The sequence below is a fragment of the Cupriavidus sp. 2SB genome, assembly GCF_005503625.1.
Classification (GTDB): Bacteria; Pseudomonadota; Gammaproteobacteria; order Burkholderiales; family Burkholderiaceae; genus Cupriavidus.
Genome location: NZ_SCMX01000137.1, coordinates 1 through 8,406, shown reverse-complemented (window position 1 = coordinate 8,406; position 8,406 = coordinate 1). Strand labels below are relative to the sequence as shown.

The following is an 8,406-nucleotide window of genomic DNA, read 5'->3' as shown; positions in this document are numbered from 1 at the left end:
GTTTTACTGTGCGAGCACTTGATACTTTTGAAGCAACACTAAGAACCCGAAGTCCTCAGCGGCGTTCGCCATCAAGCGCCCACACTTATCGGTTGTTTGGTTGTTAAAGAACAATGACGAACAGCTTTGCTGCCGTCGGGTACTGCGCTATTTCTTACTGCGTCTGCCGCGTCGCTTTCGCTGCAGCAGAGAAACGAGATTATGCAGAACATTCATCGTTTCGTCAACAGTTTGCAGAAGATTTCTTTCTCTGCCGGCCAGCGCTGCAAAACCCGCAACCCCCGCCACTGCTGCCCCGCAACCCTTGTCGTCGCTGCGTTTGCAGCGCGGTTTGTGTTGCGAGGGGGCGAATCTTAAGACCGATTCGGAAGCTTTGCAACACGTATGTCACGGAGCCGTGGGGCGAAATTCGGATTATGCAGTTCAAGCCATTGATTTAAAAGGAAAGTAGGGCTGGAAATTAATTCTCCAGCCCTACAAATACCCTACTTATCACCTCGGGTATTCCCTATTTTGGCACCCCAACATCATTGATGGCGGAAATTTGGTGCTCTTTTCTCCACAAAGGCGGCCATGCCTTCCTTCTGGTCCTCCGTAGCGAAGGTGGAGTGGAAAAGTCGGCGCTCGAAGTGGACGCCTTCGTTGAGCGTTGTCTCATAGGCGGCGTTGACCGACTCCTTGATCATCATGACCACGGGGAGCGAGAAACCCGCGATGGTGTCGGCCGCAGCGAGCGTGTCTTCGAGCAGCTTGTCTGCTGGCACCACGCGCGAAACCAGTCCGGCCCGTTCCGCTTCGGCGGCATCCATCATGCGGGCGGTCAGGCACAGGTCCATTGCCTTGGCCTTGGATACCGCGCGGGGCAGTCGCTGCGTGCCGCCGGCGCCGGGCATCGTGCCGAGCTTGACCTCGGGCTGGCCGAACTTGGCGGTATCGGCGGCGATGACGATATCGCACATCATCGCCAGCTCGCACCCGCCGCCCAGCGCATAGCCGGCCACGGCGGCAATCACGGGCTTGCGTATGCGACGGATCGTTTCCCAGTTGCGGGTGATGTAGTCGCCCTTGTAGACATCCATATAGGAATACTTCGCCATCATGCCGATATCGGCACCGGCCGCAAACGCACGCTCGCTGCCGGTGATGACGATGCAGCCGATCGCCTCGTCGGCGTCGAATGCGACCAGGGCCGCGCCCAGTTCGTCCATCAGGGCGTCGTTGAGGGCGTTCAACGCTTTCGGGCGGTTCAGCGTCACCAGCCCGACGCGGCCGCGGGTCTCCACCAGGATGTTCTCGTACGACATGTCTTCTCCTATCGTTGGGGGCGTCTTTGATTGCGGATCGATACTCCACTGCTGCCGTGGCAGCGGTCAAGGCGGCGTGTGCCGCCAGGCGGATCGACTTGGCAATATCGCGACGGATGATCCGGCACAGTTGCCAGACATATTGCGCCCCGCGCCCATCCCCTCTATTATTTGCCGACCGTCCGGTCGGTTTATTTAACAGGCGCGCATGCTATCTACAATGGCTCATGCGACGCTTCGTGGACAAAGACCCACATCATCGACCTGGAGAACAACATGGCGCAGGAGACAACCATGCCCCCCACCCCGGCGCAACGCGCGCGCGGCACCATTGAATCCGGACCGATCCTGCTGCGCTGGCAGGCTGACGTGGCCGTGGTCACGCTGAATCGCCCCGACAAGCTCAACAGCTTTACGCGCGAGATGCATCGTGTGCTGGTGCAGGCGATTGATCAGGTCGAAGCCGGTGGCGCCCGGGCGCTGCTGCTGACTGGCGCCGGCCGTGGTTTCTGCGCGGGGCAGGATCTTGCCGATCTGGACTTCACGCCCGAGAACGCCACCGACCTCGGCGAACTGATCGATACCTGGTTCAATCCGCTGATCCGCCGGCTGCAGGCACTGCCGTTGCCGGTGCTGGCCGCCGTGAACGGAACGGCCGCCGGGGCCGGGGCGAACCTGGCGCTGGCATGCGACATCGTGCTGGCCGCGCGGTCCGCCAGCTTTATCCAGGCATTCGTCAAGATTGGCCTCGTGCCGGACTCCGGCGGCACCTGGCTACTACCGAAGCGGCTGGGCATGGCGCGCGCGATGGGACTGGCCATGACTGGCGATCGGCTAACTGCCGACGACGCCGAGAAATGGGGCCTGATCTGGGAAGTCATGGACGATCCGCTGTTGCCTGAACAGGCCATGGCACTCGCCACGCACCTCGCCTCGCAGCCCACGCGCGCGCTGGCCGCCATCAAGCAGAGTTTCCGGGCCAGCGCCACGAACACGCTCGATGCGCAGCTCGATCTCGAACGTGACCTTCAGCGCGAGCTTGGCCGGTCGCACGACTACACGGAAGGCGTAAATGCCTTTCTCGAAAAGCGCGCGCCGCATTTCACTGGCGCCTGACGATCCACCGGTTCACCCGTTTCCGTTTTGGAAGGAGTGTCGCTTGACTAACGATCCCCAGGCCCTGGCCGAGGCCACCGCCCGCGCCATGTACGACTCCGACGCCTGCAGCCGCTGGCTGGGCATTTCGGTCGATGCAGTGCGGCCCGGCTATGCGCGCCTGTCGATGACGGTGCGGCCAGAATTCCTGAACGGCCATGCGATCTGCCACGGCGGGTTGATGTTCACGCTGGCCGATTCTGCCTTCGCCTTTGCCTGCAACAGCCACAACATCAACACCGTGGCGTCGGGCTGCTCGATCGAGTTCCTGCGGCCCGTGCAGGGCGGCGACGTGCTGACCGCCGAGGCCGAGGAGCAGATCCTGTCCGGCCGGCACGGCATCTACGATATCAAAGTGACCAATCGAGCCGGAGAGCCGGTGGCGATGTTCCGCGGCAAGTCGGCCCAGATCAAGGGCCATGTGGTCCCGCCGCCCGACGCATAAATCTCTCGCACTGGCACAGCTTTCCCTCGCGCCAACGTAGCGCACCGATCCCGGAATGTGGAGACATCGATGAGTACCCGCCCCACCGATCTGCCGCTCGAGCCGATCGAGCACGCCAGCCGAGCCGAACTGCAGGCGCTGCAGCTTGATCGCCTGAAATGGTCGCTGCGCCATGCCTATGACAACTCGCCCGTCTATCGGCGCAAGTTCGATGAGGCCGGCGTCCATCCGGATCAGGTGCGGTCGCTGGCCGATCTCGCGCGATTCCCGTTCACCACGAAGAAGGATCTGCGCGACCACTACCCGTTCGGCATGTTCGCCGTGCCACAGGACCGTATCGCGCGCATCCACGCATCGTCGGGCACCACGGGCAAGCCCACGGTGGTGGGTTATACGCTGAAGGACATCGATACCTGGGCTACGGTGATGGCGCGGTCGATCCGGGCGTCAGGTGCGCGGCGGGGCGACAAGGTGCATATCAGCTACGGCTACGGGCTGTTCACGGGCGGCCTCGGCGCGCACTACGGTGTGGAAAAGGCCGGGCTCACCGCGATTCCGTTTGGCGGCGGCCAGACCGAGCGGCAGGTGCAGTTGATCCAGGACTTCAAGCCCGAGATCATCATGGTGACGCCAAGCTACATGCTGGCGATTGCCGACGAGCTGGAGCGCCAGGGCATCGACCCGGCCTCCACGTCGCTGCGCATCGGCATCTTCGGGGCCGAGCCCTGGACGCCCGAGATGCGCACGGCCATCGAGAAGCGCATGAATATCTCCGCCGTCGATATCTATGGGCTGTCGGAAGTCATGGGACCTGGCGTGGCCAACGAATGTGCCGAGACCAAGGACGGCCCAACTATCTGGGAAGACCACTTCTATCCCGAGATCATCGATCCCGACACCGGCGAGGTGCTGCCCGATGGCGAGTTCGGCGAACTGGTTTTCACATCGCTGACCAAGGAAGCGATGCCCGTGGTGCGCTATCGCACGCGAGACCTGACCAGGCTGCTGCCCGGCACGGCGCGCGCCGCCTTCCGTCGCATGGAGAAGATCACGGGACGCACGGACGACATGATGATTGTGCGTGGCGTGAATGTCTTTCCTTCGCAGATCGAGGAACTGATCCTCAAGCACGGCGAACTGGCGCCGCATTACCAGTGCGTGCTGAACAAGGACGGCCCGCTCGATACGCTCACTGTCCGCGTGGAATGCGCCCATGGCGCCGATCCGTCGGTGGCCGGCCAGGCGCAGGCGATGCTGGCACACGATATCAAGTCCTATATCGGCGTGTCGGCGGGTATCGAGATCCTGCCCGAAGGCGGTGTGGAGCGATCCGTGGGCAAGGCGCGACGGATCGTGGACAACCGACCGCGCTGAAGGGCATCGCGCTTGTAGCCCAGTCGGCCGGCCAGTTTGTGCAAATTGCTGGCGTCCACACCCAGCAACCGCGCGGCCTGCGCCCAGTTGCCGTCCTGCGCAGCGAGTGCCTGTTCGATACAGGCACGCTGGCAGGCATCCACGGCTTCGCGCAGCGTCATGCCTGCGTCCGCGATCTGAACGGGAGGCGCGGGGGGCGCGGCGGACGGATCCGAAATCGAATCCGCGAACAGGTCGGCAAATAGGTCCGCATCCAGCGTCACGATGTCGGTGCGGCTCGCGCCCCGGCTGACGCACTTCAGCGCGGCGCGGCTGATCACGTGCTCCAGTTCTCGCACATTGCCCGGCCAGGGATAGCGCCGCAGCGCCACCTGCGCCGTGGCGGACAACCGCAGGCTGCGCAGCCCCAGCCGCGCCCGATTCAGTTCGAGGAAGTGTCCGGCCAGCAGGAGCACGTCGTTGCCGCGCTCGCGCAGCGTCGGTATCGGGATTGGATAGACGGACAGCCGGTGATAGAGATCGGCGCGGAACGACCCGGCCCGCACCAAATCGCGCAGGTGCCGGTTCGTGGCGGCGATCACCCGCACATCCACGCGGCGCGGCCGGTCAGACCCCAGCCGCTGGATCTCGCCGTTCTGCAGCGTCCGCAACAGCTTGGCCTGGATCGATAGCGGTAACTCCCCCACCTCGTCGAGGAACAGCGTGCCACCGTCAGCGGCTTCGAAGCGGCCCGGCCGGTCGCCCGTTGCGCCGGAGAACGCGCCGCGCGCATGGCCGAACAGTTCGCTCTCGGCCAAGGATTCCGGCAACGCCGCGCAGTTCACGTGGATCAGCGCACGATTGCGGCGCCGCGACAGCCGATGCAGCCGGTGCGCGAACAATTCCTTGCCCACGCCCGTTTCGCCGAGCAGCAGCACCGGCAGCTCCGAGTCGGCCACCACCCGCAGTTCGTGCAGCAGATGGCTCACGGCTTCGCTCTGGCCGATGATCTCGCCGTCGTCGCGTATTGCCTCGCCTGCAGGCGCCTCCGTACGTCCTAGCCGCAGTGCGCGATTCTCGGCTTCGAGCCGCGACATACGGATGGCTGCCTCGATTGTCGGGATCAGCCGGCGCAGTGCCGCCTGCGCAGCCGCAGTGAACGTGCCCACTTGCAACGCATCGAGTGTCAGCACGCCCCACGGCTTGCCCTCGACGTGGAGGCTGACGCCCATGCAGTCGTGCACGGGCAGCGGCTCTCCCACGTGCTCGTCGATCAGGCCGTCGTAAGGATCGGGCAGCACGCTGTCGTGATCGAAACAGGTCACATCGCGCCGGGCCAGGATAACTGCGAGCCGGGGGTGCAGTCCGGTGGCAAAGCGGCGACCCAGTGCGTCGCGGACCAGGCCGTCCACTGCCACGGGCCGCAGATGGTCTTCCTCCTGCTGGAGCAATGCCACGGCGCCGCAACGGAATTGCGCGCGCAGGCCCACCACCAGTCGCTGCATGCGCTCGGCCTGCGGCAAATCCGCCGAGAGATCCGCCATGAGACGTTCGCCAATCATGGTTGAAAAAACCCTTCCATGGTTAATTTCACCGCGTCCGGGTATGGTTCAAATCACCATGGAGCGCGGCAAATCATTGAATTTCCGATGCATTTGTTCCGGCACAAGATTCGCACAGGATGCGCCGACATCTGTTGCGAAGGAACAAATCCATCATGGGTCCCTACAAGAAACTATGGTTCACGCTGATCGCCGTGCTGGCGATCACCTTTTCGCTACTCGGCTACTACGGCGTGGAGGTCTACCGTCAGCAGCCGCCGATCCCCGCCAAGGTCGTCACGGTCGATGGCGTCATGCTGTTCACATCCGAGGACATCCTCGACGGACAGACCGCGTGGCAATCGGTCGGCGGCATGCAGCTCGGTTCGGTCTGGGGCCACGGTGCCTACCAGGCGCCGGACTGGACCGCCGACTGGCTGCATCGCGAACTCACCGCCTGGCTGGACCTGGCCGCACGCGAGCGCCACGCAAAGGACTACGCCTCGCTCGACGTGGGTGAACGCGCCGCCTTGCGGGCAGAACTCAAGGCCGAGTACCGTGGCAATCAGGCTGACGTCGCAACGAACGTGCTGACCGTATCGGAGCGTCGGGCCAAGGCCATCGCGCTCACTGCCAACTACTACTCGCGCTTGTTCTCCGATGCGCCAGAACTGCGCACCAGTCGCGAGAGCTTTGCGATGAAGGAGAACACGCTGCCATCGGCGGAGCGTCGGGCCAGCCTGACGCAGTTCTTCTTCTGGACGGCCTGGGTGGCAGCCACCGAGCGCCCCGGCCACACGGCCACGTACACGAACAACTGGCCGCACGAGCCGCTGATCGACAACCGGCCTACCGCCGAGAACGTGGTCTGGTCGATCACCAGCGTGGTGGTGCTGCTGGCCGGCGTGGGGCTGCTGATCTGGGCGTGGGCGTTCCTGCGCGAAAAGGAGGCCCCACTGCCTGCGCCTCCGGCACGCGATCCGCTGACGACCTATGCCCTGACACCCTCGCAACGGGCGCTCGGCAAATATCTGTTCCTGGTGGTGGCGCTGTTCGCCTTCCAGGTGCTGATCGGCGGCTTCACCGCGCACTACACGGTCGAAGGGCAGAAGTTCTACGGTGTGGATGTCTCGCAGTGGTTCCCATACGCACTGACGCGCACCTGGCATATCCAGAGTGCGCTGTTCTGGATCGCCACCGGGTTCCTGGCCGCCGGCTTGTTCCTGGCGCCGCTGATCAACGGCGGCAAGGACCCGAAGTTCCAGCGGCTGGGTGTCGATGTCCTGTTCTGGGCACTCGTCGTCGTGGTGGTGGGCTCGTTCGCGGGCAACTACCTTGCCATCGCGCAGAAGATGCCGCCAAACCTGAACTTCTGGCTTGGTCACCAAGGGTACGAGTACGTGGACCTGGGGCGCCTGTGGCAAATCGGCAAGTTGGCCGGTATCGTCATCTGGCTGGTGCTGATGATGCGCTGCATCGCGCCTGCCCTGCGTGCGCGCGGCACGGGCGACAAGAACCTGCTGGCGCTGCTCACCTCGTCGGTGATCGCCATCGGCCTGTTCTACGGCGCGGGATTGTTCTACGGCGAGCGCACCAGCCTGACCGTGATGGAGTACTGGCGCTGGTGGGTGGTCCACCTGTGGGTGGAAGGCTTCTTCGAAGTATTCGCCACCACGGCGCTGGCCTTCATCTTCTCGACTCTTGGGCTGGTCTCGCGCCCGATGGCCACGGCCGCAAGCCTGGCGTCGGCATCGTTGTTCATGCTCGGCGGCGTTCCGGGCACGTTCCACCATCTCTACTTCGCTGGCACCACCACACCCGTGATGGCCATTGGCGCCACGTTCTCCGCGCTGGAGGTCATGCCGCTGATCGTGCTCGGCCATGAAGCATGGGAAAACTGGCGCCTGAAAGCCCGCGCGCCGTGGATGGACAACCTGCGCTGGCCGGTGATGTGCTTCACCGCCGTGGCGTTCTGGAACATGCTCGGCGCCGGCGTGTTCGGCTTCATGATCAATCCGCCGATCTCGCTGTACTACGTGCAGGGCCTGAACACCACGCCCGTCCATGCCCATGCGGCACTGTTCGGCGTCTACGGCTTCCTGGCGCTCGGCTTCACGCTGCTGGTGCTGCGCTATGTGCGGCCTTCCTACGTGTTGAACTCGCGCTTGATGTCGATGGCCTTCTGGAGCCTCAACGGCGGACTGGTGCTGATGATCGCCACGAGCCTGTTGCCGATCGGGATCATCCAGGCACTGGCAAGCATCAACGAAGGGCTCTGGTATGCGAGGAGCGAAGCGTTCGTGCAGCAGCCGCTGCTACAGACCTTGCGATGGGTGCGAACGTTTGGAGATGTGGTGTTTCTGGTGGGGGCGTTGATGTTTGTCTGGGTGGTGGTGAAGGGTGTGGTGGGGCGGTCTGTGAATGAGGCAACCGAGGGGCAACTCGCAAGGCAGTGAACCTGCGCTGCGCTTCTTGGCTTTCTCCCCTCTCCCGCTCGCGGTGTATAGCCCGGACACATAGGTAACACCTGTTCGGAGACATGGGTAACACATCTAGACTGGCTGGCAGTGTCTTTTGGGAGACCTGCCATGCCGTGGAAGGAAGTGTC

6 protein-coding genes are annotated in these 8,406 nt (G+C 63.7%); 4 read left to right on the top strand and 2 right to left on the bottom strand.

Annotation, left to right across the window (positions count from 1 at the left end; all coding sequences use genetic code 11):
- Positions 1 to 527: 527 nt before the first annotated feature.
- Positions 528 to 1,304 (bottom strand): enoyl-CoA hydratase, encoded by a 777-nt coding sequence (locus FFS21_RS31255; RefSeq protein ID WP_137928550.1) that lies wholly within the window; start codon positions 1,302 to 1,304, stop codon positions 528 to 530.
- A 276-nt stretch (positions 1,305 to 1,580) separates the two neighbouring features.
- Between FFS21_RS31255 and paaG the strand changes: the two genes are divergently transcribed.
- The 3 genes from paaG (at position 1,581) to paaK (ending at position 4,278) form a co-directional block, all read left to right on the top strand.
- Entirely contained in the window at positions 1,581 to 2,420 is an 840-nt protein-coding gene (paaG, locus tag FFS21_RS31250) for a 2-(1,2-epoxy-1,2-dihydrophenyl)acetyl-CoA isomerase PaaG (protein WP_137928549.1), read from the top strand.
- A 43-nt stretch (positions 2,421 to 2,463) separates the two neighbouring features.
- Positions 2,464 to 2,904 (top strand): hydroxyphenylacetyl-CoA thioesterase PaaI, encoded by a 441-nt coding sequence (gene paaI, locus FFS21_RS31245; RefSeq protein WP_171020534.1) that lies wholly within the window; start codon positions 2,464 to 2,466, stop codon positions 2,902 to 2,904.
- Between the two features lie 69 nt (positions 2,905 to 2,973).
- The gene (gene paaK / locus FFS21_RS31240; RefSeq protein WP_137928548.1) at positions 2,974 to 4,278 is read left to right on the top strand and encodes a phenylacetate--CoA ligase PaaK; all 1,305 of its coding nucleotides are present in this window, start codon (positions 2,974 to 2,976) and stop codon (positions 4,276 to 4,278) included.
- On the opposite strand, the gene norR is transcribed toward paaK, so the two are convergent.
- The gene (gene norR, locus FFS21_RS31235; RefSeq protein ID WP_137928547.1) at positions 4,179 to 5,819 is read right to left on the bottom strand and encodes a nitric oxide reductase transcriptional regulator NorR; all 1,641 of its coding nucleotides are present in this window, start codon (positions 5,817 to 5,819) and stop codon (positions 4,179 to 4,181) included. The genes paaK and norR overlap by 100 nt on opposite strands.
- Before the next feature lie 155 nt (positions 5,820 to 5,974).
- On the opposite strand from norR, the gene FFS21_RS31230 reads away from it, so the two are divergent.
- On the top strand, positions 5,975 to 8,254 hold the full coding sequence (locus FFS21_RS31230) for a nitric-oxide reductase large subunit (protein WP_137928546.1): 2,280 nt from the start codon (positions 5,975 to 5,977) through the stop codon (positions 8,252 to 8,254).
- Positions 8,255 to 8,406 lie beyond the last annotated feature (152 nt).

Coding starts and splice junctions, on each gene's coding strand:
- FFS21_RS31255 (WP_137928550.1), bottom strand. CDS start 1,304: ATGTCGTACGAGAACATCCTGGTGGAGACCCGCGGCCGCGTCGGGCTG.
- paaG (WP_137928549.1), top strand. CDS start 1,581: ATGGCGCAGGAGACAACCATGCCCCCCACCCCGGCGCAACGCGCGCGC.
- paaK (WP_137928548.1), top strand. CDS start 2,974: ATGAGTACCCGCCCCACCGATCTGCCGCTCGAGCCGATCGAGCACGCC.
- norR (WP_137928547.1), bottom strand. CDS start 5,819: ATGATTGGCGAACGTCTCATGGCGGATCTCTCGGCGGATTTGCCGCAG.
- FFS21_RS31230 (WP_137928546.1), top strand. CDS start 5,975: ATGGGTCCCTACAAGAAACTATGGTTCACGCTGATCGCCGTGCTGGCG.